The 26,127-nt window shown below is 69.1% G+C and carries 34 protein-coding genes; 29 read left to right on the forward strand and 5 right to left on the reverse strand.

The genetic code is table 11. From position 1 onward, the window contains the following. Window positions 1-595: 595 nt before the first annotated feature. On the reverse strand, window positions 596-1,210 hold the full coding sequence (locus HNV26_RS04175) for a tyrosine-type recombinase/integrase (RefSeq protein ID WP_171443203.1): 615 nt from the start codon (window positions 1,208-1,210) through the stop codon (window positions 596-598). A gap of 129 nt (window positions 1,211-1,339) precedes the next feature. On the opposite strand from HNV26_RS04175, the gene HNV26_RS04180 reads away from it, so the two are divergent. Further along, window positions 1,340-2,140: a BRO-N domain-containing protein gene (locus HNV26_RS04180; RefSeq protein ID WP_171443204.1), complete on the forward strand. Its 801-nt coding sequence runs from the start codon at window positions 1,340-1,342 to the stop codon at window positions 2,138-2,140. A gap of 127 nt (window positions 2,141-2,267) precedes the next feature. Here the strand turns inward: HNV26_RS04180 and HNV26_RS04185 are convergent, their stop codons facing one another. Beyond that, window positions 2,268-2,561, reverse strand: coding sequence for a hypothetical protein (locus HNV26_RS04185; protein ID WP_171443201.1), 294 nt, complete (start codon window positions 2,559-2,561; stop codon window positions 2,268-2,270). A 395-nt stretch (window positions 2,562-2,956) separates the two neighbouring features. Between HNV26_RS04185 and HNV26_RS04190 the strand changes: the two genes are divergently transcribed. Together HNV26_RS04190 and HNV26_RS04195 are read left to right on the forward strand one after the other, a co-directional pair. Beyond that, window positions 2,957-3,586 (forward strand): phage terminase large subunit family protein, encoded by a 630-nt coding sequence (locus tag HNV26_RS04190; RefSeq protein ID WP_366816746.1) that lies wholly within the window; start codon window positions 2,957-2,959, stop codon window positions 3,584-3,586. 105 nt (window positions 3,587-3,691) lie between these two features. Continuing rightward, entirely contained in the window at window positions 3,692-4,228 is a 537-nt protein-coding gene (locus tag HNV26_RS04195; RefSeq protein WP_171443205.1) for a hypothetical protein, read from the forward strand. 283 nt (window positions 4,229-4,511) lie between these two features. Here HNV26_RS04195 and HNV26_RS04200 read toward each other — a convergent pair whose 3' ends face one another. Together HNV26_RS04200 and HNV26_RS04205 are read right to left on the reverse strand one after the other, a co-directional pair. After that, window positions 4,512-5,414 carry a hypothetical protein gene (locus HNV26_RS04200; protein WP_171443206.1) on the reverse strand — a complete coding sequence of 301 codons (903 nt, stop codon included), beginning with the start codon at window positions 5,412-5,414 and terminating at the stop codon, window positions 4,512-4,514. 121 nt (window positions 5,415-5,535) lie between these two features. Continuing rightward, the gene (locus HNV26_RS04205) at window positions 5,536-5,817 is read right to left on the reverse strand and encodes a hypothetical protein (protein ID WP_253816207.1); all 282 of its coding nucleotides are present in this window, start codon (window positions 5,815-5,817) and stop codon (window positions 5,536-5,538) included. Between the two features lie 303 nt (window positions 5,818-6,120). Between HNV26_RS04205 and HNV26_RS38160 the strand changes: the two genes are divergently transcribed. The 20 genes from HNV26_RS38160 (at window position 6,121) to HNV26_RS04295 (ending at window position 19,756) form a co-directional block, all read left to right on the forward strand. Then, window positions 6,121-6,321, forward strand: coding sequence for a hypothetical protein (locus tag HNV26_RS38160; protein WP_246137794.1), 201 nt, complete (start codon window positions 6,121-6,123; stop codon window positions 6,319-6,321). Next, on the forward strand, window positions 6,318-8,117 hold the full coding sequence (locus HNV26_RS04210; protein WP_366816747.1) for a phage portal protein: 1,800 nt from the start codon (window positions 6,318-6,320) through the stop codon (window positions 8,115-8,117). Before HNV26_RS38160 ends, HNV26_RS04210 begins: the two co-directional genes overlap by 4 nt. Further along, entirely contained in the window at window positions 8,114-8,395 is a 282-nt protein-coding gene (locus HNV26_RS04215; protein WP_171443208.1) for a hypothetical protein, read from the forward strand. The genes HNV26_RS04210 and HNV26_RS04215 overlap by 4 nt, the downstream gene beginning before the upstream one ends. Then, window positions 8,376-9,455 carry a structural protein gene (locus HNV26_RS04220; RefSeq protein WP_171443209.1) on the forward strand — a complete coding sequence of 360 codons (1,080 nt, stop codon included), beginning with the start codon at window positions 8,376-8,378 and terminating at the stop codon, window positions 9,453-9,455. Before HNV26_RS04215 ends, HNV26_RS04220 begins: the two co-directional genes overlap by 20 nt. Before the next feature lie 55 nt (window positions 9,456-9,510). After that, a complete protein-coding gene (locus HNV26_RS04225; RefSeq protein ID WP_171443210.1) occupies window positions 9,511-9,696 on the forward strand; it encodes a hypothetical protein in 186 nt (61 codons plus the stop codon). Then, complete coding sequence (locus HNV26_RS04230; RefSeq protein WP_171443211.1) at window positions 9,689-11,038, forward strand: XkdF-like putative serine protease domain-containing protein; 1,350 nt, start codon at window positions 9,689-9,691, stop codon at window positions 11,036-11,038. The genes HNV26_RS04225 and HNV26_RS04230 overlap by 8 nt, the downstream gene beginning before the upstream one ends. Beyond that, the gene (locus HNV26_RS04235; RefSeq protein ID WP_171443212.1) at window positions 11,035-11,733 is read left to right on the forward strand and encodes a hypothetical protein; all 699 of its coding nucleotides are present in this window, start codon (window positions 11,035-11,037) and stop codon (window positions 11,731-11,733) included. Before HNV26_RS04230 ends, HNV26_RS04235 begins: the two co-directional genes overlap by 4 nt. 46 nt (window positions 11,734-11,779) lie before the next feature. Next, window positions 11,780-12,559 (forward strand): phage major capsid protein, encoded by a 780-nt coding sequence (locus HNV26_RS04240; RefSeq protein ID WP_171443213.1) that lies wholly within the window; start codon window positions 11,780-11,782, stop codon window positions 12,557-12,559. After that, a complete protein-coding gene (locus tag HNV26_RS04245; protein WP_046711606.1) occupies window positions 12,493-12,720 on the forward strand; it encodes a hypothetical protein in 228 nt (75 codons plus the stop codon). Before HNV26_RS04240 ends, HNV26_RS04245 begins: the two co-directional genes overlap by 67 nt. 8 nt (window positions 12,721-12,728) lie before the next feature. Beyond that, window positions 12,729-13,106: a hypothetical protein gene (locus tag HNV26_RS04250; RefSeq protein WP_171443214.1), complete on the forward strand. Its 378-nt coding sequence runs from the start codon at window positions 12,729-12,731 to the stop codon at window positions 13,104-13,106. 1 nt (window position 13,107) lies between these two features. Continuing rightward, complete coding sequence (locus HNV26_RS04255) at window positions 13,108-13,746, forward strand: hypothetical protein (RefSeq protein WP_171443215.1); 639 nt, start codon at window positions 13,108-13,110, stop codon at window positions 13,744-13,746. Beyond that, on the forward strand, window positions 13,746-14,270 hold the full coding sequence (locus HNV26_RS04260) for a hypothetical protein (protein ID WP_171443216.1): 525 nt from the start codon (window positions 13,746-13,748) through the stop codon (window positions 14,268-14,270). Before HNV26_RS04255 ends, HNV26_RS04260 begins: the two co-directional genes overlap by 1 nt. Then, window positions 14,267-14,590 (forward strand): hypothetical protein, encoded by a 324-nt coding sequence (locus tag HNV26_RS04265; RefSeq protein ID WP_216611788.1) that lies wholly within the window; start codon window positions 14,267-14,269, stop codon window positions 14,588-14,590. The genes HNV26_RS04260 and HNV26_RS04265 overlap by 4 nt, the downstream gene beginning before the upstream one ends. Then, the gene (locus HNV26_RS04270) at window positions 14,587-15,228 is read left to right on the forward strand and encodes a hypothetical protein (RefSeq protein ID WP_171443217.1); all 642 of its coding nucleotides are present in this window, start codon (window positions 14,587-14,589) and stop codon (window positions 15,226-15,228) included. Before HNV26_RS04265 ends, HNV26_RS04270 begins: the two co-directional genes overlap by 4 nt. A gap of 7 nt (window positions 15,229-15,235) precedes the next feature. Next, complete coding sequence (locus HNV26_RS04275) at window positions 15,236-15,841, forward strand: hypothetical protein (RefSeq protein ID WP_171443218.1); 606 nt, start codon at window positions 15,236-15,238, stop codon at window positions 15,839-15,841. Further along, a complete protein-coding gene (locus tag HNV26_RS04280) occupies window positions 15,841-16,743 on the forward strand; it encodes an IPT/TIG domain-containing protein (RefSeq protein WP_171443219.1) in 903 nt (300 codons plus the stop codon). Before HNV26_RS04275 ends, HNV26_RS04280 begins: the two co-directional genes overlap by 1 nt. Continuing rightward, entirely contained in the window at window positions 16,740-17,069 is a 330-nt protein-coding gene (locus HNV26_RS04285) for a hypothetical protein (protein WP_171443220.1), read from the forward strand. Before HNV26_RS04280 ends, HNV26_RS04285 begins: the two co-directional genes overlap by 4 nt. Beyond that, entirely contained in the window at window positions 17,066-18,601 is a 1,536-nt protein-coding gene (locus HNV26_RS39180; protein ID WP_366816748.1) for a phage tail sheath protein, read from the forward strand. Before HNV26_RS04285 ends, HNV26_RS39180 begins: the two co-directional genes overlap by 4 nt. Window positions 18,602-18,665: 64 nt before the next feature. Beyond that, on the forward strand, window positions 18,666-19,283 hold the full coding sequence (locus HNV26_RS39185) for a phage tail sheath family protein (protein ID WP_366816752.1): 618 nt from the start codon (window positions 18,666-18,668) through the stop codon (window positions 19,281-19,283). Window positions 19,284-19,294: 11 nt separating this feature from the next. Then, window positions 19,295-19,756, forward strand: a complete 462-nt coding sequence (locus HNV26_RS04295) for a phage tail protein (RefSeq protein ID WP_171443222.1) — start codon at window positions 19,295-19,297, stop codon at window positions 19,754-19,756. 3 nt (window positions 19,757-19,759) lie between these two features. Here HNV26_RS04295 and HNV26_RS04300 read toward each other — a convergent pair whose 3' ends face one another. Further along, entirely contained in the window at window positions 19,760-20,233 is a 474-nt protein-coding gene (locus HNV26_RS04300) for a hypothetical protein (RefSeq protein WP_171443223.1), read from the reverse strand. An 87-nt stretch (window positions 20,234-20,320) separates the two neighbouring features. Here HNV26_RS04300 and HNV26_RS04305 point away from each other — a divergent pair, with 87 nt between their 5' ends. From HNV26_RS04305 to HNV26_RS04330, 6 genes are read left to right on the forward strand one after another with little or no spacing between them, the layout of a single operon-like run. Then, entirely contained in the window at window positions 20,321-21,094 is a 774-nt protein-coding gene (locus tag HNV26_RS04305; protein ID WP_171443224.1) for a hypothetical protein, read from the forward strand. Continuing rightward, a complete protein-coding gene (locus tag HNV26_RS04310; RefSeq protein WP_141593130.1) occupies window positions 21,091-21,282 on the forward strand; it encodes a hypothetical protein in 192 nt (63 codons plus the stop codon). The genes HNV26_RS04305 and HNV26_RS04310 overlap by 4 nt, the downstream gene beginning before the upstream one ends. 3 nt (window positions 21,283-21,285) lie before the next feature. Continuing rightward, a complete protein-coding gene (locus tag HNV26_RS04315) occupies window positions 21,286-23,970 on the forward strand; it encodes a phage tail tape measure protein (RefSeq protein WP_171443225.1) in 2,685 nt (894 codons plus the stop codon). A 14-nt stretch (window positions 23,971-23,984) separates the two neighbouring features. Continuing rightward, window positions 23,985-24,497 carry a CIS tube protein gene (locus HNV26_RS04320; RefSeq protein ID WP_171443226.1) on the forward strand — a complete coding sequence of 171 codons (513 nt, stop codon included), beginning with the start codon at window positions 23,985-23,987 and terminating at the stop codon, window positions 24,495-24,497. Next, the gene (locus HNV26_RS04325; protein WP_171443227.1) at window positions 24,497-24,838 is read left to right on the forward strand and encodes a LysM peptidoglycan-binding domain-containing protein; all 342 of its coding nucleotides are present in this window, start codon (window positions 24,497-24,499) and stop codon (window positions 24,836-24,838) included. Before HNV26_RS04320 ends, HNV26_RS04325 begins: the two co-directional genes overlap by 1 nt. Beyond that, entirely contained in the window at window positions 24,835-26,118 is a 1,284-nt protein-coding gene (locus tag HNV26_RS04330) for a phage late control D family protein (protein ID WP_171443228.1), read from the forward strand. Before HNV26_RS04325 ends, HNV26_RS04330 begins: the two co-directional genes overlap by 4 nt. The last annotated feature ends 9 nt before the right edge of the window (window positions 26,119-26,127 follow it).

Genomic DNA, 26,127 nt, shown 5'->3' on the forward strand with positions numbered 1-26,127 from the left:
CCCTCCGCCCCGCGCGCACCTGGGCGCGCGTGCCGTTACCAGGGGCGAGCCGAATGGCCGAAAATACGCAAAGGCGGCCATTCGGCGTCACCGCCCCCACGCTGTTTCGCGCGCTTACGAGGCCTCCTGGCGGGCCGAAGCGCCGAGGCCAATGGCCGCTTTCCGCTGGTTGGCGCCACCTGCCGCCCGTCATGCGGCCCAGCTCCTCCCCAGTCACCTTCACCGCCTGCCCCGGCCGGGCGCAACCATGCCTACCGATGACGCCAGCACGCCCACCCCGCCTACCCCTGACGCCAGGGTGGGGGGTGGTGCGATCTTTCGTGCGGGGTGCGCCGCCGGGGCGTGTACCTGGGGCCCTTTTCGAGAGGGTCAGCTCCGAAAAAGTGAACACCCCTCCCCTGTTCATTTGCGCCCGGTAAGTGAACGCCTCGCGCTGTTCACTTTCGCCGGCTGCGGCTGCGGCTGCGGCTGCGGCTGCGGCGCCTGGGACGGCCCGCGCGAGCGTTGCGCATGGCCGCCCCTCACCGCCTCCGCGCGGCACCACCGCCCAACCAGGGGCTCTCGCGGGCGCTCAGCGCGGAGGCGGCGTGCCCCATCAGCAGGGCAAGTCGTTCGTCACGCGCACCAGCTCGTCGTCCGAGGGGTGCGTGTAGATGACGGTGGAGTCGACGCTTCGCTGCCTCGCGAACTTCTGAGTGAGGCGGATGTCCTTCGTCCTTCGGTACACCCCGGTGCACGCGGTGTGGCGCACGGCGTGGAAGTTCAGGTGCCGCTCCAACCCCGCGCGTTGCTGCCAGACTCCGAAGCCGTGGCGCACCTGCCGCGTGGACAGGCGCAGGCCCTTGCGGCTCAAGAAGAGCGGCGCCTGGGGCCCCACGTCGTGCCCCTGCGCGCGCTTCAGCCGCAGCAGCTTCTCCAGCTTCGCGCGCACCGTGTCCGAGAGGACAACCTCCTGGGGGCGCGGGTGCCGGCGGCAGCCCTTGAAGACGTGCAGCAGCACGTGCCGGCGTGCGCGCCCGCGCTCGTCGAAGATGTCTCCGACGTTGAGGGCCACCAGCTCATGCTCACGCAGGCCCGAGGCCAGCGCGAGGCTGTAGAGGCAGTGGTCCCTGAATCCCTCCTTGTGCTCCCCCGTGGCGCGCAGCAGCCGCGCCACCTCCTTCTCCGTGAGAGTGCGGGGTGCTCGGACGACAGCGGCATAGGCAGACATGGCGACTCCTTCGTGAAGAGGACGCGGCCATACGCGCTCTGTCGCCCCAACAAGACAAGTCATTAACCACGCTGCGCATTCTTGAGCCGGGCCCCGCGCGGCCTCGGCCTTCCCCCGAGAGGAGTCGCTGTGCATCCGCTGGCCCATTTCAACTTCGAGGCACACCGCATCCGTGTCTCCCTGGACGAGCGGCGCGAGCCATGGTTCGTCGCCGCCGACATCTGCGCGGCCCTCGGCCTCACCGACAGCCGGGACGCCCTCGACTGCCTGGGAGACGATGAGCAGGGCGTCGGCACCACCGACACCCCTGGCGCCCCTGAGAAGGTCGCCACCGTCAACGAGGCCGGCGTGTACCGGCTCGTCTTCACCAGTCGGGTGGCGGAATCGGAGCGCTTCAAGCGCTGGCTCGCGCACGAGGTGCTCCCCACCCTCCGCGAGACGGGCAGCTACACGGCGCCAGATGCTCCGTCACCACAGCCGCGCTTGGCCCCCGCATCACCGCTTCAGGACCAGGTGCTGGCCCACCTGGAAGTGGCCAGGACGCTCGCCTCCTTCGTTCCGGGCCACAAGCCGGAGCTGGCAGCGGCCCACGCGCTCGACGCCATCCAAACGGACACCGGGTTGTCGATGGAGCCTCACCGCAAGGGGCTGTCGACCGCCGTGCCACCCGCGCGGCTCACTGCCATGCAGCTCGGCCAGAGGGTGGGGCTGTCCGCCCCGAAGATGAACCTTCGCCTGGAAGCATGCGGCCTCCAACGGCAAGCCGCGAGTGGCGAGTGGGAGCTGACGGACGCGGGCTGGGAGTACGCCGAGGCTGTTCCCCTCAGCCCCGATGAACATTCCATCTGCGAGCTTCTCTGGCGGCCCGATGTGCTCGGCGTCCTGGAGGATGCCGCTCGTTCCTCGGCCATTTCCGTCGGCCTCGGTTGAAGGAGGACACCGTGACGCTCAGCATCGTCAAGCGCACCGAGGACGACCTCACCCAGTGGCTCGCCACCGAGTCGGGCTTCATCTCCGGCCTCTGCCACTACGACAGTGAGCCGGTGGTGCTGGAGCCCTACCAGCAGGCGCTGCTGGACAACCGCTCCCGCTTCCGCTGGGTGGCGAAGAGCCGCCAGGTGGGCTTCTCCTTCCTCTTCGCCCTCGAGGCCCTCGCGCGCTGCCACCTACGCGACGGCCACACGGCCGTGTTCGTCTCGTACAACTTGTCGGATGCCGTGGAGAAGGTGCTCATCGCCCGGCAGGTGTACGAGGAGCTGCCGCTCGCATTCAAAAAGAAGCTCGTCACCGACGCGAAGACGGAGTTGGCCTTCGAGTCCAACGCCAAGGGCCGCCGCCTCTCGCGCATCATCTCCGTGCCCTCCAAGCCACCTCGCGGCAAGCGCGGCGACGCGTACCTCGACGAGCTGGCGCATTACGTGAACGATAGGGAGGTCTACACGGGCAGCACCGCCCTCATCCTCCGCTCGCACGGGCAGCTCACGGGCTGCAGCACCCCGCTGGGCCGGCGCGGCATCTTCTGGGAAATCGCCTCGCAGGAGCTGCGCAAGTACCCGCACCACACGCGCCAGCAGGTGCCCTGGTGGCTGTGCCGCTTCTTCTCCCTCGACGTGCGGCGCGCCGCAGTGGAGGCACCCCTCATGCCCACCGAGGAGCGCGTCGCGCGCTTCGGGCGCCCCGTCCTCACCGAGCAGTTCGACTCCCTGCCGCAGGAGGACTTCCAGCAGGAATTTGAATGCCTTTTACGTGGACGAATCGTACTCCTTTCTCCCGTACGAGCTCATTCTCCCATGCACCACGGACGAGCTGACGCTGGCCCAGGACGCCTCCGACGTGCCCGTGCCCCAGGGGCGCCTAGTGGCGGGCTTCGATGTGGGCCGCACGAGAGATCGCTCGGAGCTGGCCGTCTTCGAGGAGGTGGCGGGCCGATACACCTGCCGCATGCTGCGGAGCTTCGCGGGCATCCCTTTTGCCGAGCAGGAGGCGCACCTCCGCCGTCTCCTCTCCGTCCTGCCCGTGGCGCGCCTCAGCATCGACAGGAGCGGCATCGGCATGAATCTCGCCGAGAACCTGGCGCGGGACTTCCCACAGGTCGTGGCCGAGAACTTCACGAACGAGGCCAAGGAGCGCTGGGCCACCGACTTCAAAATTCTGCTCCAACGCCGCGACGTCACCCTGCCGCGCGAGCGTGAGCTTGTCGGGCAGATTCACTCCATCAAGCGCCGCGTGCTGCCCTCGGGGAAGGTGTCCTTCGACGCCGAGCGCACCAACCGCGGGCACGCGGACAAGTTCTGGGCCGTGGCCTTGGCCTGCCAGCGCGAACGGGGGCCGGAGCGGCGAGGTAGCGGGGAGATTGGGGTGAGGGTAATTGGATAGGACAGATTCGCTTGCCGCACAGCCAGGATATCCACTACAAACAATTCACTCCAAGTACAATCCATCTACATTTGGCAACTACCGCGCTACCCTTCAAGAGGACTGGTGAATATGCGAACGAATTTATCGATTGTCACACTGGCTGTTCTAGCCATGTCCACGAGCGCGAGTCTCGCCGTCGAATCCGAAGTGGTGGACGTGTGTGCGGAGCAAGGCTCGCCGCCATCCGGCTTCCCAAGCTGCGTGTGGTCAATTCCAATGGAGGGTGGCGAGGTGCTCCTCGACGTGGTCGGCACCGCCAGTGCGTCGGAAGTCCGCCAAGCACATGCCGAGATGCGAGAGCCGAAACTCACGCCCCACGTCTTGACAGACGAGGAAGGCGCGCTCGTCGTCGAGGGGTTGCTGCACGCAACGAGTACGCTCTCCGACGTGGTTGTCAGCGAACTGCCGATCTACGAGCACCCGGACGGCGACGAACCGGTGATAGTGCTTACCGGTAGGCTCTACGGGTTTGGCGGCCTAACCAGAATCGATATCGAGGATCGGGGCGGCGGCCACTTCACCTACATCTTCTTTTTCCGCACGGGCGGCAACGTAGCCTACGACACTCAATTCGGATGGGGCACCTTCTATCCATGGTAACAAACGTGAGAGTGCCGAAGTCGTGACGGTGGGGCTCCTGCTCCTGGTTGATGCACGAGCCCTCTCCATCGAGCACCTCCCGTCCTCCGGTGGATAGTTAGAAGCCGAGCAGTGCCGCGCGCAGCGATTCGCAGGCGCGAGCAGGTGCCCATAACGGTCGTCACCTCGTACCGGACGCTGCGCATCTCGCGTACTAGCTCTTTCCCGTGATGCCCCTGCTACCAGTTTTCCCATTGCAGGGGCACAGAACAGAATCTTGCCCCCGCCTACCTACAGCGGGGGCTCAGCGCCTCGCTGCCGTTCGCGCGTTGACCTTCAGCCACGCTTGGCGCCGGAAGGGGTACGTCGAGCAGATGCGGCGCCACGTCCACACCTCGCTCCGCGTCCACCACTGCGCAGGCGGCTGGAGGCCGACGTCCCGCAGGTTGCCGAGGCCACGGTAGCCAACGCCGTCGAGCCCGAAGGCGGCGTTGGACTCCAGCACCAGCACCTTGTCCGTCTCCGGGTGGAAGTCCGCGACGAGGAAGGTGTGCCCCGAGCCCCACTGGCTGCGCCACCCCTGGATGAGTGTCCAGGGGTGGGGAGGCACGTCCGCCGACGGCGCCAGCAGGGCCATTCCGGACTCGACGACTGCCGTCACCGGGGAGAAGTAGTCGGTCGTGGAGGAGATCATCATCTGCCGGTGGCGGCGCAGGTCCCACGAGAAAGCCGCGCCGTGCGCCTCGGAGAAGGCCTTCACCAGCAGGGCCTCGACGAAGGTGCAGCAGTTGTTCAGCCGGGGCGGCGCGAGCTGGACACGAACGCCCGGCAGCGCCCACGGGTAGTACGCCCGGCTCCCGTCATACCTGTAGTCGAGGAAGGCCCCCAGGAGCGTGGTGAGCCGCTCCTCCAAGACGGCGAGCGGCTCGCTGTCGAACAACAGCCGGGCCATGGCGGGCGAGCGCTCCTGGGAGACGAGCGTCGCGTAGCGCTGGGTGCGCCAGCGCGTGCACACCCAGGTGTCGAGCCCGCGCAACTGCGGCACCAGCAACCGGACGTAGTCGGTGTCGGGCGTGGGGTGGCGAGCCTTCTCCTCGAGCACGAGGTAGTCGCCCGCTTCAACATAGCCTTCGGGCTGCGTGCTCGTGTCCGGCAGCGCGAAGCCGCGCAGGCGCGCGGGCAGTTTCGCGACACGGTAGGTGTCCATGGTGTCTCCTCCACGTTGAAGAGGGGCTCCAACGTGTTCGCCATGGACGAAGAGACAGAGCCGGTCCTGCCATGAGGAGCGGGGTTCGTGCGGCCCACTCTTCGCGCGGGCGCAGCGCGCGTCAGGGAACCCAGTCCGCGTCAGGCGCGTCGTCATCGTCCGCGCGCCACGCGCCGCAGTGGATGCAGAACACCCACCCTACGTAGCCGGCCTGTGCAGCAGGGTGCTCGGGGTACTCCTCGGCCGTCACGAGGTAGTCGCTCGGATGGTGTGCCTCGTCCTCTCGCTCGGAGCACGGACATGGGCACGTCGGCACGTCGGCCGTCGTGGCGGCAACGTCACCGGCGGGCGCGATGCCGCGCGCGTCCTCGTCTCGCATCAAACACTCAGGGTTTGAATTCATCAGCAGCCCTCCCCATCGTCTCTGTGACTCTCGGCAGCGGGAGGCACCTTCACGCATGCGCTTCGGCTCGCGCGCGGGCTCCCGCGTCAGCCGCAGGTGTCGCAAATAGCGCTCTGTCCTCCGACGAAGGCAACTCATTGATGCGCGGACCTTGAGCGAAAAAGCGCGCTCCCGATGTCCCCGAAATTGGGCCCGAGGCCTTTGTCCTCGTTGGAGGTGAGGCGCGCGGCCCCCAACGCCCTCGCACATCGAGGGCGCCCCTCCCACCGCGCGCCTTGCCTCCACTTGGCCCGGGAGGCCCGTGTGCAGAGCGTCGTCAGAGTCTTCGTCCTCGCCTCTCCCTCGGGTGCGCCACACCCCGGGCCGGAGTTCACCGTCGAGGCCTCCACCCACGACGGCCTGCTGGAGGCAGTCCACGCCGAGCTGGCAGCACGCGGCCAGCGTGTGCGCGCCGTCTCTCACACCCCCACGGGCCTCCTGGCTTACGTGGAGGACCGTCCGTGACGGTGCCTGTGGAAGTCCACCAGGCCGAGGAGCGCCTCCAGTCCATCCTGAAGGCGGTGGTGGTGGGCGCGCGCGTGGACGAGCCCGCCAGCCGCCCCGGGGGCGAGGACGCCTTGGCCTTCAGTGAGGCCGGCGCCCTCCAGCCCCCGTATGAGCCGGAGGCCCTCTGCCTTCTCGTCGAGCACTCCAACTCGTTGAGGCAGAACGTCGACGCCTACGCGACGAACATCGACGGCTTCGGGTACCGCTTCGAACCTGCCATCGACTTCGACGCCGACGGCGCCCGGGAGAAGGTGGCCGACGCCATGGCCCTGGAGCGCCTGGCTGCGCGTGACGCGGGCACGCTGCCCTCGGGGACGCCCCCGCTCCCCACGGACGAGGAAGTCACCGCCCATGCCGAGGCAGTGCGTCAGCAGGCCCGAGTGGAGAAGGCCCGCCTGGAGTCCTTCTTCGACTTCTGTTGCTTTGACGGCAGCTTCGTCGAGTTGCGTCGCCGCACCCGCCATGACCTCGAGGTGACGGGCAACGCCTACTGGGAGGTACTGCGCGACGGGAAGGGCGACATCGCCCGCTTCGTCTACGTGCCCTCGTACACGGTGCGGCTCCTCCCTCTCGACAAGGAGGCCGTCGAGGTGCGCGAGCGCGTCCGCACCTCCGCCGTCAGCTTCGACACGGTGAGCACCCGTCGGCGCCTGCGCCGCTACATCCAGGTGCAGGGCAGCGAGCGGGTGTACTTCAAGTCCTTCGGGGACTCGCGCGTCATCTCCCGCCTCACCGGCCGCGCCTTCGCGGATGTCACCGCCCTCAGGGCCGCGGACGCCTCCGACGGTCCCGCCACGGAGCTCATCCACTTCGCCATCCACTCGCCGCGCTCCCCCTACGGCATTCCGCGCTGGGTGGGCACCCTGCTGTCCGTCCTCGGCTCCCGGCAGATGGAGGAGGTCAACTACCTCTACTTCAACAACAAGAGCGTTCCGCCGCTCGCACTCCTCGTCTCCGGAGGGCGGCTCTCCGACGCCTCGGTGCCGCGCATCGAGCGCTTCATCGAGGAGAACCTCAAGGGCAAGGCCAACTTCCACAAGATTCTCATCCTCGAGGCGGACGGCGGCGGCACCGGCGACGGAGGACGCGCGAAGATTGAGCTGCGCCCCCTGACGGACGCCCAGCAGCAGGACGCGCTCTTCCAACAGTACGACCAGCGCAACATCGACAAGGTGGGCAGCGCTTTCCGCCTGCCGCCGCTGCTGCGCGGAGACGGCCGGGACTTCAACCGCTCCGTGGCCGAGGCGCAGCTCCGCTTCGCGGAGGACCAAGTCTTCCAACCCGAGCGCGACGAGTTCGACTTCTTGTTGAATCGGAAGGTGCTCGCGGACATGGGCGTGCGCTTCTGGCGCTTCCGCAGCCAGACGACGGCCACCAGAGACCCGGAGCGCATGACGGAGATGGTGGAGCGCCTGGTGCGCGTGGGTGTGCTGACTCCCGAGGAGGGCCGCCACCTGGCCGGCGACATCTTCCACCGCGAGTTCCGCAAGATTGGGGACGACTGGGTGAAGCGCCCCATCACCCTCACGCTGGCGGGCATCCAGACGGGTGTCGAAGACTTGAAGCCCCAGAAGGACAAAGGCTCGCTGCTGGGCGAGGCGAAACGCCTCTTGGGGCTGCGAGAAGAGCTTCGGGCCGAGGAGGAGCGCCTGGCCCAAGGACGCCTGGCGCTGGCCCGCAGGTACATGGACACCGAGCACGTCCCCGTCCCCCGCGAGGAGTTCGACACCTGGTTCTCGGGGCAACCCACATGACGCCTGAGCAGCTTCAGCGCGCGTGGGTGCTCCAAGCCCAGGCCGACGCCGAGCGCGGAGTCCTGGAGTGCCGCATGTGCCGAAGGCGCGGTCCCCTGGAGGAGACGACGACGCTCTGGCGCAACGGCCTCCTCGTCTTCGCCCTGTGTGACAGGTGCGCGGCAAGCCACGACATCGTCTTCTCCCCCACTGCGGCCGGCGTCGAGGTGCGCGCCAGGCGCCGCAATCCCGTGGAGCTGATGACGCAGGAGCCCCCCCATGTGCACGGCCCCCGCTGACAGCCTCCTCCTCCTACACGAAGCGCGGGAGGTGGCGGACGCCCTGCTGGGGGACGTCCTCCGGCTGCCGGTGGCCAAGGCCCTCGACGTCGGCACCGCCGCCGGTATGGACCGCGCCGTGGCCCTGCTTGCCGCGCGCCTTCGACGCGCCGTCGGGCGCGCGGACGTGGACGCCATGCGAGAGGCGGTGGCCGTCCTCGACGTCGACTGGGGGACGACGACGGCGGCCCAGCGCAGGCGCCTCGTCGCCCAGGCCCTGGAGGCTGCTGGCCGGCGGACGGCCGTCATCCCTTCCCGCATCCAGGCGCCCCTCGGCGACGCAGCCGAGGAAGTGGTGGCGTCCACCCGCAGCCACGCCCGGCGAGAGCAGGGCCTCGCCCTCGCCGCCCGCTTCAACGCCGTCGACAGGCGCGTGGCCCAACACATCGTCCGGACCCAGGGCAACTTCGTGCGGGACGAGTATGGGCGCCGGCTGGACGCCTTCGGCGAGGAGGCCCGGCGCCTCGTGGCCGAAGGGCTGGAGGCCGGCCTCGGGCGAGTCGACATCGCCGAGTCCTTGGAGAGGGCCGCGCGCGGCGCATTCATCGAGCGTGCCCCCTTCTACTGGGAGGTGGTGGCAAGCCACTTCGTCGGCCAGGGGCGCTCCTTCGCCCAGGTGAGCAGCTACGCCGAGGCCGGCATCCGCCGCTACCGCATCGAAGCGGTGCTGGACGAAGCCACCACCCAGGTGTGCCGCTTCCTCCACGGAAAGACATTCTCAGTGGCCGATGCCCTCCAGCGCTTCGAGCGCCTGGAGTCCCTTGAGCGCCCGGAGGATGTGAAGCAGGAGCTGCCCTGGGTGAGGGAGCGCCTCGACGCGGACACGGGGCGCGCGCTCCTCTACGTCAACCGAGGGGGCCAGGAGACGCGCCTGGCCGAGGTGCTCCGCTCGGCCGCCGGCACACGCGACGACGTCGGCGAGTTCCGCGCGCTCGCTTCGGACAGGCAGCTCGCGGACGCGGGCGTGGGCTTCCCGCCGTACCACGGCCTCTGCCGCACCACGACGCTCGCCGTCACTTAAGTGATGTCCCCGATTTCGCGTCGCAGGCCTTTGTCTCTTTCGGAGACGAACCGCGATGCAGGCCACCTCGACACCGACCCCCACTTCACCTCCGACGCCGGAGGGCAACGCCACGACGCAGGAATCGACCTCCACGGCCAAGGCCGAGGCGACGCCCGTCGTCTGGCCTCGCGACCTCAATCTCCCCACGTCCAAGGAGCTGGCGTGGGGCTTCGACCCGGAGGGCCTCCGCGATGGGTAACGCCCTCACGAAGGCCCTCACCCGGGCCCGACACGTCCTGGAGTCCCTCCAGGGCGAGCCGGTGGAAAAAACTATCTGGGGAAGTCCCGCAGGCAAGAAGCGCCTGGCGAAGCGCCTGGTGGCCATGCTGCCCGCGCACAAGACGTACGTGGAGCCTTTCGCCGGCAGCGCCGCCGTCCTCTTCGAGAAGACCCCCTCGGACGTCGAGGCCATCAACGACGCGGACACCGAAATCGCCGACGCGTACCGGCTCATCCAGAAGCTGACGCCCGCGAGCCTGGCCAAGCTGAAGAAGCTGCCGTGGGTGGGCGACGAGAAGACGTTCAAGAGCCTCTTCGACGCCAAACCCCAGGGCGACGTGGCGCGCCTGCACCGCTTCCTCTACCTGACGCACTTCAGCTACGGAAAGCTGCGCGGGCGCAGCTTCAGTCCCAACGGCGCAGGCGTCGAGGCGAAGACGCTCGCCCGCATCGAGCAGTTCGCCCCGCGCCTCAAGCGCGTGAAGGTGTACGGCGGCGACTACGAGAAGGTGGTCCGCAAGTACGACGGGAAGGACACCGTCTTCTTCCTGGACCCCCCGTACCCTGGCTACAACGTCGACGTCGGCGAGGGTGACTTCGATGAGGAGCGCTTCTATGGCGTCCTCAAGTCGCTGAAGGGTCGCTGGCTCATGACGTATGGCATCCGGGGCAAGTTGCCCGGGATGCTGAAGGACTCCGGCTTCCTCGTGAAGCGGATCCGCACGCCTCGCACGATTGCAGCCATGCGCGGCGTGGGTGGCTCCTCCGTGCTGACGCAGCTCCTCGTCAGCAACTACCAGCCCGCCGCGAAGGCGCTGGAAGGTGACGGCCACTTCGCCGTGGACGACTGGAAGCCGGAGGAGCCGCCCGGCACCGCCCCCTTTGTCACCACGGCGTCCCTCCTCAAGGGCGTCGCGCCCGACGACGAGCGGTATGTCCTGGGTGTCGTCCTGGAGCCGGAGACGGTGGACGCCCAAGGCGACATTTACTCCGCCGCGGAGATTCGCCAGGCGGCGCACCGCTTCATGGAGGAGTTCGGCGGACTCGGCCTCATGCACCAACTGCGCGTCAACGGGCAGGTGAAGGTGCTGGAGAGCTACCTGGCCCCCGTCGACTTCAACCTGGGCGAGGTGCAGGTGCGCAAGGGCACCTGGCTTCTCGCCGTGCGCGTCCTCTCCGACGAGCTCTGGGGCCGGGTGAAGGATGGCCAGCTGACGGGCTTCTCCATTGGCGGCACCGCACGCCGCCTCCCCGAGGCTTCGGCCGCCGAGACGCCTCCTTCCGACACCCCTCCCGCTGAGTCCCAGCCGGAGGCCGCATGACGACCACCGCCCAAGGCCCCGCGTCCGTCCACCGCCTCGTCGACATGGTGGTGGAGGAGGTGTCCCTCGTGGACAGGGCCGCCAACAAGCACCGCTTCCTCCTCGTGAAGCGAGACGGAGACACCATGGACAACGCTTCCCAGGACACCACGCAAGCCGAGGGCGCGCGCAGCACCGCCTCGGACACCAACAAGGCCGAGGACGCAGTCCTCGCCGCTGCCCAACAGGCCCTCGAGACAGTGACGAGCCTCGTCGAGGCATTGGCTTCCACGGACGGCATCGACGGCGTGCGCGTGGTGGAGGTGGCCCAGCACCTGCGCGCGCTGGCCGACGCGCTGGAGGAGAGCGAGGACGACTCCGAGGACGAGGAGGATGTCGAGGCGCGCGCGAAGGCCGCCAACCCCGCTCTGCCTCCTCAGTCGGCTCCGCCCGCGCCCGCGACGAGCCCCGACACCTCCGGTGTCATCGAAGGCCTGACGAAGCTCACCGACGCCGTCCGCGCGCTGGAGGGCTCCGTGAAGGAGCAGCAACAGCGCCTGGGCCGCGTGGAGAAGCAGTTCGGCCTTCCCAACAGCAGCGCCCCCGCGGAGCGCCCGCCCAAGCCCACCGTCGAGGACGTCGGCTGGCCCCTCGACATGAACAAGCCCCTCAACCGGGAGAGCGTCGACAAGGCCCTCTCCTTCCACGACGTCTGACGTCCCCCACCCGCCACCAGGAAGCCTCAACGCCCAAGGAATCCCCATGAGTCGTCTCGACAACAGCACCCTCTTGGCCAAGGCGGACCTGGCCCTCGCCGACCTCACGGCCGGCGGCGGCGTCCTCCAGCCCGCGCAGGCGCAGAAGTTCTTGCGCCTGCTCATCAAGCAATCCGTCCTGCTGCAGCAGTGCACCGTCGTCCCCATGGCGGCCCCCAAGCAGCAGTTCTCCAAGCTGAAGTTCGGCAGCCGAATCTTGCGCCCGGGCCAGGAGGCCACCGCCGTCCCCGCCGCCCAGCGCGTGAAGCCCGACCTCTCCCAGGTGGAACTGGACGCCAAGCTCTTCAAGGGCGAGGTGCGCCTCTCCGACGAGGTGCTCGAAGACAGCATCGAGCGCGGCGAACTGCGCCAGACGCTCATGGAGATGCTCGCGGACGCCATCAGCCGCGACATGGAGGAAATCCTCGTCAACGGGGACACGGCCTCGGCGGACCCCTTCCTCGCCACGATGGATGGCGTGCTGAAGCAGGCCACCAGCAACGTCGTCGACGCGGCCGGCGCGCCCATCAGCAAGGACGTCCTCGGCGACCTGCTCAAGTCGCTGCCCTCGGAGCACCTGCGCGACAAGGGCAGCATGGGGTTCCTCTTACCAGCGTCGACGCGGACCTGGACTACCGCAGCACGCTCGCGGAGCGGGCCACGGCGGTCGGCGACAAGTTCCTCGAAGGCGATGCGCCGGTCCTCTACTCGGGCGTCCCGGTGCGGCCCATCCCCCTCTGGCCGGAGAACCTCGGTGCGACGAATGACCGCACGGCCATCCTGCTGACCAACCCCAAGAACATCCACGTCGGCATCTGGCGGCAGATTCGCATCGAGTCCGCGCGCGACATCTCCGAGGGCACGCTGAAGGTGGTGGCCACGCTGCGCTTCGACGCGAAGTTCGCCGAAGAGTCCGGCACGGCCAAGGCCATCAACGTGCAGTTGTGAGGCTCACCATGGACAACTCCTATCTCGTCCGACTGAAGGCCTACGACGCGCGCCGCGGCCACGTCCTGCGGCGCTACACGTACGCCGGAATCAAATTCCAGGAGGAGCGCGGCTGGTACCGGGTGGAGAAGCCGGTGGCGGACTACCTGCGCACCGTGCACCAGTTGCCCGGCGACACCTATTCGCCGCTCGCCTTCGACGTGTGCACGGAGGCCGAGGCGAAGTCCCTCGACGCCACCGAGGCCGACGAGGCCCGTGTGAAGCGCAGCGCCAGCGACGAGCTGAAGCTGAGTGCGGCGCGGCCCGCCGGCACGCTGACGACGGAAGACTTGCCGAAGGCCAGCGAGGAGAAGGACACGCGCCGCGGCAAGCGGGAGAAGGACTGACGTGTACGCCACGGTGGCCGACATGCGCGCCGAGGGCGTCACACCGGCCATGGCGGGCGACACCCGCCTGGCCGTCCTCCTCGACGAGGCGACGCGCACCATCGACAAGGTGACGGGGTGGCACTTCGAGCCGCGCGCGGCGACGTTGCACCTCGACGGGCGCGGCACTCCGTCCCTCTGGCTGCCGGCGCCGCCCATTCGCCTCTACCGCCTGGCGCTGTACGGGGCGGACGTGTCCTTCTCGAAGGAGCGCCTGGTGGTGGTGGGTGCCCCGGTGGGCCCGGGCTTTGATGGGCCCCGCCTCACCTTTCGCCACGGGCGCGTCTTCCCGCGCGGCGAGGGCAACGTCACGGTGGGCGCACGCTGGGGCTACACCGAGGCGGACGGGACGCCGGAGGGGCGCACGCCGCTCGCCATCCGCCGCGCGTGCATGCTCCTCGTCCTGCGCAGCCTCTCGCCCTTGGCGGACGAAGACTCGTTGGAGGAGCGCACGCGCTGGCGCGTGGTGGAAGAGAGGACGCGCGAGCAGAGCTACCGCCTCGACAGTGTCCGCCCCTCCGTGCGGCCTCTCACCGGAGAGCCGGAGGTGGACACCCTCCTCGCCCCCTACGTGAAGCCCTCCTTGCCCGGGGCGGCCTGATGAGGGGCAGGCTCATCTTCCCCTTCCTCGCGGAGCTGCACCGCCTGGACACCACCGCCATGGCGGGCCCCGGTCCGGGCCCCCATGCCAGCGGGTACGACGCGGACTTCCGCGAGCCGGTGCTGGTGGACGCGGACGACGACGGCCTGGCCGAAGCCTTCCGTCGCGAATTTCCGCCCGTGCGTGTCCCCTGCCAGGTGGAGCCGGATGCCTTTGAGTCATTGCGCATGACTCCTTCCGGCAACAGCCCTCGGACGAGCTTCGAACTCGTCTTTCACTTCCGCGACTTGGAGCGCCTCGGCCTCGTCGACGCGGCCACGGGCGACGCCCTCATCCGCCCCAGCGACAGATTGGGCGCCCTCTACGACGTCGCGGGCGCCCTCGTGCAGGCCGTGAGGACGCCTCCCGGCCTGTACGTCACCGAGGCGCGCCCCACGGGCTTCGGCCTCCACCGCCGGAGGCCTCGCCGCAACCTCCTTCTCGTCACCTTCAACGACAGACCCCAAGCCCGAGGACTCGCATGAAAGCACTCCTACTCACCCCACTGCTCGCCACCGCCCTCCTCACCCGCTGCCGCGCGCCGGACGGGTGCGCGCCGGTGTCCACCCGCTGCGCCGGCAACGTCGCCGAAGTCTGCAATGGCGACGGCAACTGGCAGACGCTGGCCGACTGCAACGCCGTCAGCGAGCACAGCAACGCCGCCTTCACCTGCGCCTACGTCAACGAGGAGGGCGTCGCCGGCCACACCTGCCTGCCCGCCACCGTGGACGCGGGCACCGTCAACGCCGGCACCGTGGACGCGGGCACGGATGACGCTGGCGCCACGGAAGGCGGTGTCCTGTGAAGGGTTACCTCCAGTCCCTGCCTGGCGTGGGCGCCCTCTTCCAGCGCGACATCCAACCCGCCGAGGTGTGGGCCTTCTACCAGCACATGCAGTCGCGCCTGCGCACCAAGACTGCCAACAAGGCCGACTCCCTCGAGATGCAGTTGGCGGCCGAGGCGCTGCAGCGCATGGGCATCCTCGACAGGCAGCGCTTCCTGGAGAAGTACGCCACCACCGTGGGCCGCACCCTCTACCTGCCCTTCGAGGTGGGTGTGCCGAAGGGGGGCTGGGACTTGTGGGCCCAGGTGGTGGTGTGCGTCCACGAGCACCAGCACGTCGTCCAGCACGACGAAGAGGGCCCCAGCTACGAGCTGGCCTACCTCACCAGCGCCTCTTCGCGCGCCCGCTACGAGGCCGAGGCGTACACCTGCAACCTGGAGCTGCACTTCTGGCGCTACGGCACCCTGCCCGCTGTGCGCCCCATCGCCGAGGGACTCAAGAACTACGGCTGCCGGCCCGAAGACGTGGAAGTCGCCGCCCACACCCTGGCCCTCACCTCGGTGTCCGTCCGCCACGGCGCGGTGGTGAGCGAGGCCACGCACGTGGCCCTCGAGTGGCTCAACTCGCACGTCCCCCACCTGCGGGCGAAGAAGGGCTGAGACTCCCATGGCCGTCTCGCGCACCGGAGACTGGGCTCGGGCCCGCCAACTGCTGGCGGCGGGCTCGTCGCGCCTTGAGGGGGCGATGCAGACGGCCTTGCGCCAGGAGGCGCACGCCCTGCGCAAGGAGGTGGTGCAGGGCCTCACGCAGCAGGCGCCTGGTGGTGAGCCGCTCCGCCCGCCTTCGCCCCTCACGCTGGCGGCGCGCCAGCTCGCCGGTTTCAACGGGACGAAGGCCCTCCTCGTCTCCGCGGCGCTGCGCAACTCCATCTCCGTCGTCGTGGAGGGTGACGAGGCCTTCATCGGTGTGTCCCGCTCGGCGAAGGGGCCTGACGGCGATTCCCTCGTCGACGTGGCGCAACTCCAGGAGTACGGAGGTCCGCCCGTCGTCATCCCCATGACGCCGAAGATGCGGCGCTTCCTCTTCGCGCTGCTCCGCCAGGCCGGCCTGGCCGGCCAGTCGCGAAACAGCGGCAGGGGGCGCGGAGTGGTTGTGACGCAGACGCCCGCGCGGCCCTTCCTGCGGCCCGCCTTCGCACGCTTTCGCCAGGGCGCCAGCCGCCGCTTCCTCGCGCGCGTCGCGAGGGAGCTGGGCCTCGGAGGGCCCGGGTAATGGCCGTCCCCTCTCTCACCTCCGTGATGCCCACCTCGGGCCCCACCAGTGGCGGCGACATTCTCCGCCTCGCCGGCACGGGCTTCGCCGCGCGGGTAGCCGTGCGCCTGGGTGGACTGCGCGCGGAGGTGCTCTCCGTGCGCCAGCAGTCGGGCGCCTCGCATGTCGACGTGAGGACGCCGCCCCATGAGGCAGGCACCGTCGAAGTGGAGCTGCTCAACCTCTCCGCGGGCGGGAATCCTGTTCCAGGTGAGGCCACCGTCCTCCAGGGGGCGTACCGCTACCTGCGCCCTCGCGTCGCGAAGGAAGCGGCGCTCACCCGCCTCGTGCGCACGTTGCTGCGCGAGCTGAAGCAGCAGGTGGTGGCCAACGTCAGCGCCAGCGTCTCCGTCGACTACGACGACACGGTGGCGGACGGCCTCAACGTCATCGCCATGGCCTCGCTGCCCTCCGTGGTGCTGTCAGGCCCCACGCTGCGAGAGAGTCGTCGCTACTCCACCAACGTCTTGCACGAGGACGTCGTGCAGGGCCCCTCCGGCGCGGAGCTGGTGCGCAGGCGCCCCGCGTACACGGTGGACCTGGCCTTCACCCTCACGGTGGCCTCCGAGCGCACCGCCGAGCTCTTCAACCTCATGGCCGCCGTGGCCACCTTCCTCAACCGCAACCGCTGGCTGACCATGCAGAGGGACGCAGAGGACGCCTCGCGAGGCACCGTGCGCTGGGAAATGGACGCGGACGGCGAGGTGCGCACGCAGCTCGGCAGCCGCGACGACGTGCGCGCCTTCACCTGGGGCCTGGTGGTGCGCGGCTTCGACGTCGACGAGGGCCTGCCCCTCGACATCGGCAAGGCCGTCGCCGGCACGCACCTCGAAACGGACTCTCTCTCTGGAGGCACCTCATGAGCGTCGCCCTCACCAATGCCCTTGGCAGGCTCGTCACCTTCCTCCTGTCTCATGAGTCGTACTGCGTGGCGCGCGGCGAGTGCGCCTGCACCGTGCAGCCTGGCCGTGGCGGCCGGCGCCTGCCCTCCTCCCTCACCCTGGCCACGGGTGTGACGCTGGAGGACGTGCCCGAGGCCGCTCTCTCGGTGCCCGCAGTGGCTGCTGCCATTCGCCGGGGCGAAGTCGCCCTGAAGCGGCAAGCCCCTATGGCCCCGCCGTCGTCGCCCCCCTCTGCCGCGCCGGAGGTGTCGGCGCGCGCGTCCCGCAAGAAGCGAGGTGCCTCATGAGTCGTGAGCTGCTGTCGTCGAAAATCGTCGTGGAGGAGGAGGAGCCGCGCGTCCGTGGCATTCCTTCCGTGCCCACCTCCGTGGCCGGCGCTGTGGGCCTGGCGGAGCGCGGCCCCATCGGCCAGGCCGTGCTGTGCACCTCCTTCGAGGAGTACCAGGCCACCTTCGGCGGCTTCACGCCGGACTCCGATTTGGCCCTCGCCGCCATGGGCTTCTTCGAGCAGGGCGGCAGCCACCTCTGGGCGGTGCGCACCGTCCACTACGAGGACGCCTCCGATTCCGAGTCGCACACGGCCACGCGCGCTGCGGCGGCCCTCACCACGGGTGGCGGGCCCACGCCCGCTGCCGTGCGCGGCACCCTGCGGCCTCCCTTCACCCTGGGAGACGGCCAGCACCTGGAGGTGTCCGCTAACGGCGCCGAGGCGGTGGACATCGTCTTCTCCGGCACCGCGGCTTCCGTCTCCGCGGGTCGCCCCGGCCCTTACACCCTCACCGCCGGGCAGTCGCTCCGCGTGCGCGTCGACGCCGGGCGGGACGTCTTCATCCCCTTCCTCGAGGAGTCCTTCGGCGACATCGCCCAGGCCACCGCCCAGGAGGTGGCCGCCGTCCTCAACGCCGGCCTCGTTGGGGGCCGCGCCCTCGTGGAAGACGGTGTGCTGAGAATCGCCAGCGACACCCAGGGCGCCGCCAGCCGCCTGGAAGTAGGCGACGAGGTGGCTGGCGACGTCTTCGGCTTCCCCGGCGGCCCCCAGGTGGGGAGCGGCAACGTCCAGAGTCTGCGCGCCGTGGAGCTGGCCGAGGTGCGTGCCCTCGTGGAAGCGGCCGTGGCGGGCGTCCGCGTGGCACCCTCCTCCCTGGGAGCCCTGCAGTTGCTCACCCAGTCCACGGGCCCTGGCGCCTCCTTGCGTGTGCAGGGAGACGCGGCCTCCGGGCTCGGACTGGACGCGATGCTGCACACCGGCGACGCCTCCGGCGACATCGACGTCCTTCTCCTGGAGGCCAAGGACGCGGGCGCTTACGCCAACCGCATCGAGGTGGAGGTGCGCCCCGCGACGAATGGCGCGCCCGACACCTTCGACGTCCTCGTCCTCGAGGACGGCGCTTACCGCGAGTCCTTCCCCAACCTCTCCTCGGCCCGGGGCGACGCACGCTACGTCGAGAGCGTCCTCAATGACGAGCGCACCGGCTCCACCTACGTCCGGGCCTTCATGGTGCAACCGGACGCGATTCCGGACGAGCAGACAGTGGCCCTCGCGGGCGGCGCGGACGGCCTCGTCGGCCTGGACGACACGGACTTCATCGGCTCGGAGGCCGGCCGGAGCGGCCTTTTACGCGCTCGACGAAGTGCAGGACCTCTCCCTTCTCCTGGTGCCCGGGCGCGCCACGCCCGCCGTCCACAACGCCATGGTGCGCTACTGCGAGGTGGCGCGCGACGGCCTCGTCTTCGCCATCCTCGATTCGCCCGCGGGCTTCAGCGCCACGGACATCGTCTCCTACGTCTCGCAGGAGGCCGCCCTCGACGGCCTCTCTGAGCACGCGGCCCTCTACTGGCCCCGCGTCAAAGTGCTCAACCCTGCCCGCGGCGTCTTCGGCAATGTGGAGCAGCTCGTCGTCCCGCCCTCCGGCATCATCGCCGGTGTCTTCGCGCGCAACGACAGCGCGCGCCCCGGTGGTGTGTATGAGGCTCCCGCAGGCATCGAATCCGGGCGCATGTTCGGCGTCCTCGGCTTCGAGTCCAAGGAAGCGCTGGACGAGAAGAAGCGGGACATCGTCTACCCTCGCCGCATCAACCCCCTCACCACCGGGCCCGGCCTGCCGCGCTTCATCGACGGCAGCCGCACGCTGAAGGCCAGCGGGAACTTCCCCTACGTCGCCGAGCGGCGCGGGGTGTCGTTCATCGAGCGCAGTCTCAAGGCGGGCCTGCAGTTCGCCCGGCACCGCAACAACACCGAGGGGCTGCGCGCTCAGGTGCGGCGCTCCATTGCCGCCTTCCTCCTCGCGCAGATGAAGAACGGGGCATTCCGCAGCCAGGAGCCCGCCAAGGCCTTCTTCGTCGACGTCTCGGACGCCCTCAACCCGCCGTCCGTCGTCTTCGCCGGCAAGCTGGTGGCGCGCATCGGGCTCGCCACCAACAAGCCCGCCGAGTTCATCGTCCTGCGCATCGCCCAGGACACCCGCGCCCTCGAAGCCGAGCTGGCTTCGGCGGGCCTGTGAGGAGCACCCCCATGGCCATCATCGGACAGCCGCGCAGCTTCCATAAGCGTTTCAAGTTCCTCTGTGAGGCTGACGGCCTCGGGCACTCGGGTTTCCAGAAGTGCTCCGAGCTGTCCGTCGAGGTCGCCAACGTCCAATACTTTGAGGGCGGCAGCCTCATCCCCAACAAGTCCCCGGGGCGCCTCACCTTCTCCGACGTCACCCTGGAGAGAGGCGCCACGCAGGACCATGAGCTCTTCGACTGGTTCCAGGATGTCGTGCACACCACCAGCGGCCTGGGCCTGCCGGACAGCCTCTACAAGCGCAACCTCGACATCGTCCAGCAAGACAGGGACGGCACCACGCTGCGTCGGTGGAGCCTCTCCCGCGCGTGGCCGGTGAAGTTCGTCGCGGGCGAGTGGGACAACGAGTCGGACGAGAACGTCATCGAAAGCGTCACCCTCACCTATGATTCCTTCGAGCTGGCCAAGTAGGCCTCAGTCACCGACGTAGCATCCGTGGGCCCTGCACGCGGGCGGGCGATTCCCATTCAACAGGGGCGCCCGCTCCGCCCATGAGCGAACAAGTTGATTCGCGAGCGTGACTTCGGCGCAGCGATCACACCAGTCCTTGCTCGTCCCCCAGCTCAGGTAGAGCGCCCCGGGGTACACCTTGTTGTCACGGCACCACCGCCAAAGCTTCTGCCCACCGCTGTGGTGCCCTGTCCCACCGTCGTAGAAGCCGTGCAGATCGGCGATGAGGTCGCCGATGCGCGTGCAGAATCGCTGGGACTCGCCAGTGTTGCTCCCCACGTAGAGCGGTTCGCATTCGGACCCGGGCGAGCCCGTCCACGCATACCGGGAGACGAGGTACACGCCACTCCCTGCTGGGGGCCAGGGCTGGTCCTCTTCCATGCACCGCGCCAGCAACTCTGAAATCCGAAACGGTCCTGCCCAGACCAACGCGCTCATGAGTCCCCCACGCAGATTGGGTGCTGCGTCTGTCGATGTCCCCGATTTGGTGCCCGAGGCCTTTGTCCTTCTCGGAGGAAGGACGACATGGCGGACATCATCTCATGCCCCTCGGGGCTGACGGGCCGCATCCGCGGCATGAAGGTGCGTGAGGAGAGGATTCTCGCGGACAGGAAGTTGGCGAAGAGCGGCGGCCAGGTGGATGAGCTGCTCTCCGCGTGCTGGGAAGAGCTGCTGGAGGCGGGCCCCTACACCTTCACCGACGGGAAGGTGGACTGGGGCCAGGTGCTGCAGGGGGACCGCTTCTACGCGCTCCTCCAGGTGCGCGTCCTCACCTACGGCCCCGAGTACGTCTTCGCCGTCCCCTGCCAGAATGCCGCCTGCCGGGCCCGCATCGACTGGGAGCTGGATTTGACGCAGTTGCCGGTGCGCGCCCTCTCGGAGGCCAGCCGCGTGGCCTTCATGGCCAGTAACCGCTTCGAGACGACGCTGCCCGACGCCGGCAAGCGCGTGCGCTTCAAGCTGCTGACGGGTGAGGACGAGCGGCGGCTGCCGCAGTTGCAGCGCGCGGCGCCGGAGAAGCTGCTGTCCTCCGTTCTCGCCTACCGGGTGCAGGACGTCGACGGCGTGGACTCGCGCGACAAGCGCCGCTTCGTCGAGGACCTCACGCTGCGCGACGCCGACTTCCTCGTCGATGAGTTCGACCGCGTCGACTGCGGCGTGGACACGACGCTCGAAGTCGAGTGCCCCGAGTGCTTCATGCGCCAGGAGGTGGAGCTCCCTTTCGACCGGGGCTTCTTCCTGCCGGGGCAAGCCCGGACAGCGAGGCGCCGGGAGCGCTCCACCTCTTCCCCAGCGTGACGCTGGAGACGTGGCGCGAGGGCCTCTTCAACCTGTGCTGGCACCAGCACGGCGGCAGCGGCCTCGCAGCTCCCCTTGGTGACGCGCTGGAGCTGCCCACCTCGGACAGGGACTGGCTCCTCGAGCGCATTGGCCAGCAACGCAGTCGCGAGGCGAAGGCCTTGGAGAAGTCCGCGAAGCGGAGGTAGCGCGTGCTCAACAACCTCGGCCTGGGCTTCGTCTTCACGGCAAGAGACTTGGCCTCTGGCACCTTTCAGGGCGTGGAGCGCAACTTCATGAGCCTGGACAGGCGAGTGGGGTTGGGCACCGCGCGTATTGAAACCGCCTTCCAGCGGCTCGGCGTGGCCATGGCCATCTTCACGGCCGGCGCCGTCACCGTGGGTGCATCCCTCTCGCTGGCCAACGCCGCCGGTGAGTTCGAGCAGGCCGTGGCGGGCGTGGCCGCCGTCTCTGGCGCCTCGGCCGAGGTGCTTGGGGAGCTACGTGACGCTGCCATCAAGGCAAGCCTCGCCACGCAATTCACGCCCACCGAGTCCGTGCTGGGCCTACGCGAACTTACCCAGGCCGGCTTCACCGCCGCCGAGGCCATGAAGCTGTTGGAGCCCGTACTCGACCTGGCCGGTGGCTCGCTGGGAGAGCTGACGCCCCAGGGCGCAGCGGGCCTCGCATCGCAGGCGATGAAGGCCTTCGGCATCTCCACCGACAAGGCCGCCCTCTCCGTCGACCAGATGCTCCAGGCCGTCAACGTCTTCGCCCTCAGCGCCAATGAGCTGCCCCTGGCCCTCGGCACCGCCGCCCGTGGTGCGCAGGCCATCAACCAGGAGCTGCCCGAGACACTCATCGCATTGGGGTTGGTGAAGAACGTCGTCCCCGGCGTGGAGAGAGCCTCCACCGCCGTGGCCGTGGCCATGGAGCGCATGGCGGACCCACAGGTGCAACAGCACCTGCGCGGCCTGGGCGTCGCCGTCACCGACTCCAGCGGCAACTTCCTCAGCTTCCTCGACATTCTCGACAAGCTGTCGCCCGCCCTCAGTCGCATGACGGAGGCCCAGCGCTCTGCATTCCTGCTGAAGGCGTTCGGCCGCGAGGCGCTCGGTGGTGTGAATGCCATCCTCACTCAGTTCACCAACGGCATTCGCAAAGACACCGGCGAAGTCGTCCGCGGCGCCGATGCCCTCGAGTACCTACGAGGCGCGTTCAAGAATGCGGGCGGCACGGCCGAGGCGTTCCGCAAGCAAATGCTGGACACCTATGAGGGGCAGAAGACGCTGCTGGCCGGCAACCTGGAGACGCTGGCCATCGTCCTCGGGGAGCCCTTTAGCCAGGTGTTGAAACCCCTCGTCACCCTCGTCGCCAGCGCAGTGCAGCAGGTGCTGGGTGTCTTCCAGGCCCTGCCCGGTCCGGTGAAGCGAGCCTTCGCAGCCTTCGCGCTCGGAGCTGGCGGACTGCTTACTCTCGTCGGCGCTGTCATCTCCGCGAAGGTGGGCCTGGCGCTGCTGGTGGTGGGCCTCAAGGTGCTGGGCCTCACGCTGGGCGGCCTCCTGGCCACGGTGCTTCCGGCCGTGGGCGCTGTCGTCCTCCTCGGCGTCGCCGTGGCGGGCCTCGCCTACGCCATCCGCAACAACCTCGGGGGCCTGGGCGACTTCGTCCAGCGTGTGCAAGAGCAGGTGACGCTCGCCTTCCGCGGCCTCGTCCAGCTCTTCGAGGACGGAGGCTTCTCCGGCGCGGTGCGGGAGGAGCTGGGCCGTGCGGAGAACGCCGGACTGAAGGACTTCCTAATCAACCTCTACCTGTGGGGCCATCGCCTCCACAGCTTCTTCTCCGGCATCGCCGACGGCTTCTCGGCCGGACTGGAGGCAGCGCGCCCCACCCTCGACGCCTTCCAGGCGACGCTGGGGCGGGTGGGCGAGGCGCTGGGCTTCCTCTCCGAGCGGGACGACGCGGCCACGGCCGCTGCGAAGTTCGCTGCCTTCGGCGACGCGGGGGCCACGGTGGGCCGCACCCTCGCCCGCGTCTTCGACTTCGTCGTCATGGGCATGACGGCCGGTGCAGAGGTGGCGGAAGGCCTGGCGGGCCAATGGCACTACATGAAGGCCGGCGTCGACGTCCTCCTGGGCAGCCTGGCGCACCTGGGCCGCGTCCTCGGCGGGGCACTCTCGGGCCTTTTTGGCACCTCCTCCGCTGTGCAGCAGGGCACCAGTGGGTGGACGCTCATGGGGGAAGCCATTGGGTTTGCCATCGGCAACATCACCACCGTCGTGGGCGTGTTGGTGTCCGCCGTCTCCCTCGTGGTGTCGGTGGTGGGGGGCATCCTCAACGCCGCCCTGGCGGCCTTCTCCGGCATCGTCGACGTCTTCTGGGGCGTGGTGTTGACGCTAAGCGGAGCCCTCACCGGCAACTGGGCCGAGGCGTGGACGGGCCTGAAGCTCATCGTCTTCGGGGTGGTGGACGCCATCTCCGGCGTCCTCTTGGAGTTGGTGGGCGCCATCCTCGGTGTCGTGGACGCCGTGGCGAGCCTCTTCGGCACGGACACCGGCCTCCAGCAAGCCCTGCGAACGGCTCGACTGGGCCTCCACCGGGACTTGTCCGTCGCCTTCGGCCTCGAGGACTCCCCCGGCTCGGCCCCGGCGCCCGTCGCCTCCACGGCCGCCACCTTGCCGGCGGAGTGGCCCCTGGAGTCCTCGTCCATGCCGGCGGTGGCCGCCCTCCAGGCCTCGCTACCCCAGGCAGAGGTGCTCTCTTCCCAGCCGGACGCGCCTCCCGCTGCGCCCGTCCTCGTCAGCGTGCAGGTGGACGGCGAGGTGCTTGCCCAGGCCACGGCGCGCGCCGAGAGGGACGCCGCCTCCCGCAGCTTCTCCCCCATGGCGTCTTACTGAAAGGCAGGCCCCACGTGTCCTTCGCTGCTGGCCTCGCCCGTCCCCCTCGCTGCGTGCTGGTGAATGTCCTCACCGCCGAGGCCATGGAGTGCCTCTTCAACCCCACGCAACTCACCGAGAAGCTCCAGGTGAACTGGAACCGCCTCGCGGTGCCCGGCCTGTCTCACCAGGTGCTCCAGTTTCAGGGCACCTCCAACCGACAGCTCTCGGGCGTGGAGTTCTACCTGGACGCCTTCTTCGCCACGCAGCAGGCCGACGCCTCCAACATCATGGAGTTCCGCGGCTTCGTCCGCGCTCTCACCGTGCCTCCGGCGGGTACCGAGGGTGTGCTGGCGACGGCACCACCGCGCGTCCTCGTGCTCTGGCCCGGCGTCCTCACCGTGGAGTGCGTCGTCGCCAGCGTGGAGTTCCAGTACCGCCAACTCGCCGTCGACGGCCGCGTGCTCGTCTACACCGCCACCGTCACCTTCGAGGAGGTGCTGGACACCCGCATCACCTCCGAGCAGCTCCGCCAGGAGGTGCCGTAGTGGCCCCTCACGCCGGCAGCCGCTACTCCTTCTCCCTTGGCCTCCGGGACGAGGCCAGCCGCCTCTTCCTCACCGAGAGAGTGCCCTACGGCTACCAGCCGCATGCGGACACGCGCGTCCACCTCGTCGCCCAGGGCGACTCCCTCTGGGTCCTCGCCGGCCGCTACTTCGCGCCCCTCCCGCGCGCCTGCGGCTTCTGGTGGGTGCTTGCTGATTTTCAACCCGAACCCATCGTGGACCCCACCCTGGAGCTGGAGGCCGGGCGCCGCCTCTTCATTCCCTCGCTGCGCGTCCTCACCGACGTCATCCTCAGCGAGCAGCGGCGGAAGGTTGGCGAATGACGCGGCCCCTCGACAGGACTGCGCCTGGCGTGCGCCTCACGCTGCTGGCACACGAGAAGGCCCGCAGCGGTGAGCCCCTCTCCCTTGAAGGGCGCGTCCTCGGCCTCACCTTCGAGGACAGCGCGACGAAGGCCGACAAGCTGTCCCTCCAGTTGGACAACTTCGACCTGGCGCTCTTCGACAGGGCCGAGCTGGTGGGCGGCGCAGTGCTGGAAGTGTCCTGGGGCTACCCGGGGCTCATGGCGCCTCCACGGCGAGTCGTGGTGAAGAAGCTGAAGGGCTTCCAGGTGCTCACCGTCGAGGGCCAGGCGCTCAGCGCCCTCATGCACCGCGAGGCGAAGACGCGCACCTGGAAGGGCAAGACGCGCGCCCAGGTGGTGCGCGAGGTGGCTGCCGAGTACGGCTACGAGGAGGCCTCCATCCACGTCGAGGACACCCGAGAGTCCTTCGACACCATCCACCAGGCCGGGGAGACGGATGCGCGCTTTCTCCGGCGCCTGGCCGCGCGGGAGGAGTTCGAGTTCCACGTCGACGACAGGGGCCTCACCTTCGGCCCGCGCAACCAGGCCGCCACGCCCACCCAGGTGCTGTGGTGGTACGCGGACGCGGGCCGGGGCGACATCCTCTCCGTCAACGTCGAGTCTGAGCTGGGCCGCCGAGTGGGCAAGGTGGACGTGCGTGGCCGGGACGCCATGGCCAAGAGAAACCTCGAAGCCCAGGCGAGCAGTGGCACCGTGGAGCGCACCACCCTCGCGGACTTTCTCGAGGTGGTGGACAAGCGCACGGGCACCACCGCGCTGCAGCTACGAAACAGCACCACCAGCGTCCAGCCCACCTCGGCATCGACACCAGCCCAAGCCCAGCGTGAATCCGAGGCCCGCTTCCGACGCGCGGAAGCCGGCACTGTGAAGCTGTCCCTCCAGGTGGTGGGCAACCCCAGCTTGCGTGCGAAGTCCGTCGTGGAGGTGCGCGGCATCTCCAGCTTCCTGTCCGGGAAGTATTACGTCACCGAGGCGAAGCACGTCCTCTCGTCCTCTGGCTACACCTGCGAGTTGAAGCTGTCGCGTGACGGCACGGGGCAGCGTCAGCAAGCCAGCGCCGAGAAGCGAGGCCAGCCCCAGGGCGGCCAGTCCAACACCAGCGCACCCTCGACGACGGGGGCGCTGAAGGAAGTAGAGGCATTCGAGAAGCGTACCGGCACCCGGTACATCGAGTACCACCGTGACGGGCAGCCCATCGGTGTCGAGGACCCGGAAGCCGGAATGAGTTTCCCCAGGTAGCGAGCCCAC

The organism is Myxococcus xanthus (genome assembly GCF_013116825.1).
In the GTDB taxonomy this organism is placed as follows: Bacteria; Myxococcota; Myxococcia; order Myxococcales; family Myxococcaceae; genus Myxococcus; species Myxococcus xanthus_B.